This window comes from Endozoicomonas sp. ONNA2, assembly GCF_024606365.1.
Lineage (GTDB): Bacteria > Pseudomonadota > Gammaproteobacteria > Pseudomonadales > Endozoicomonadaceae > Endozoicomonas.
This window is the reverse complement of sequence record NZ_JAHHPO010000714.1, coordinates 1-1,354: the sequence shown is the minus strand read 5'-3', so window position 1 is coordinate 1,354 and position 1,354 is coordinate 1. Positions and strand designations below refer to the sequence as shown.

Here is a 1,354-nt window from a genome sequence, read left to right as displayed (position 1 = left end):
CCTCGCGCAAAACAGCCTGGGCTGGATGTACCTGAATGGCCTTGGGGTGAAAAAGAACATCGACAAGGCCCTGACCTGGTTCCGCAAGTCCGCCGACCAGGGATACGCCACTGCGCAAAACAACTTGGGTTGGATATACCAAAATGGCTTGGGGGTTGAACAGAACTATGCCGAGGCCCTGAGATGGTACGGCAAGGCCGCCGACCAGGGATACCCCGCCGCGCAAAACAATCTGGGCTGGATGTACCATAATGGCCTGGGGATAAAACAAAACTACGATGTGGCTTTGATCCGGTTCCGCCAGGGGGCCGACCAGGGAGACGCCACCGCGCAAAATAACCTGGGCTGGATGTACCTTAAGGGTCTGGGGGTAGAGCAGAACTACGCCGAAGCCCTGTTCTGGTTCCGCAAGGCCGCCGACCAGGAATTCGCCACTGCGCAATATCATGTGGGCTGTATGTACCAAAATGGCTTGGGGGTAGAACAGAACGACGCCTTGGCCCAGACATGGTTTGACAAGGCCGTCGACCAGGCATACTCCGATACCCTGGATAATCTCAACCGCTTGGGAACAACTGGCAATGAATTTGGTCTGACTCAATGAATCATAAAAAATCGGATCTATTGAATCATGAATATTTCAGGCAGCTATCAACCACCGGCCCACAGTGGCAACAATGTTCAGCACTGTCAATTCTGTAAGCAAGAACGAAAAGACCTGAAAGAGGTTACCCTGGAATCTTGCAGTTTAGTGTCCTGTCTGGGCAGCTCCTGCTTGCTGGCATTTGGTTCGGGATGCAGCTGGCACGTTTCCTGTATTGGTGGTCTGTTATGTGCTCAATTCTTCGACCCATTTATTTCGGGATTGAGCGCAGTTTGTGTTAATGAGTATCTCCAGGATCGTAAGTGCAATCACGCTGCTAACTTGACGCCCGTGTTTAATTCTGGCGATAGCGGCAGCAATAGCGCTATGGCAGCTGATTCTGCCGGGCCATCGGGTTCAGTTGATGACCGTCAATCAAGACAGCCCGGGGCTATCACAGTTCAGCCCGAGGAAACCCCGGGCTTGCCTACACCAATCAAGCGCCGCAGAAGAAAACGCCACCGGTAGCAAGGTTTATTCAGGATTGAGAAAAGGGATTTGGGGTCATACCTTAAGCATCAATCTCCGCCGGTTTCAGATGAAACCATGAAGGAGACAAATGCTTCGCTCACCCTGCACAATGAAAATCAGGCTCTGCCACAATCATCACGGTGCAGAGCTTGGGAGGCTGTCCGAGAATAGCGCCCGACTGGGCATCCCCGTAGCGAGGACGACAGAAAATTGAGGATAAAAATTCGGTTTTGTGAGGTG

At 52.4% G+C, this 1,354-nt stretch carries 2 protein-coding genes; both read left to right on the top strand.

Annotated features, from left to right (window positions below; genetic code table 11):
- A partial coding sequence (locus KDK14_RS12575; protein WP_257265483.1) for a tetratricopeptide repeat protein occupies positions 1 to 604 on the top strand: 604 nt, incomplete at its 5' end.
- 27 nt (positions 605 to 631) lie between these two features.
- Complete coding sequence (locus KDK14_RS12570) at positions 632 to 1,111, top strand: hypothetical protein (RefSeq protein ID WP_257265482.1); 480 nt, start codon at positions 632 to 634, stop codon at positions 1,109 to 1,111.
- The last annotated feature ends 243 nt before the right edge of the window (positions 1,112 to 1,354 follow it).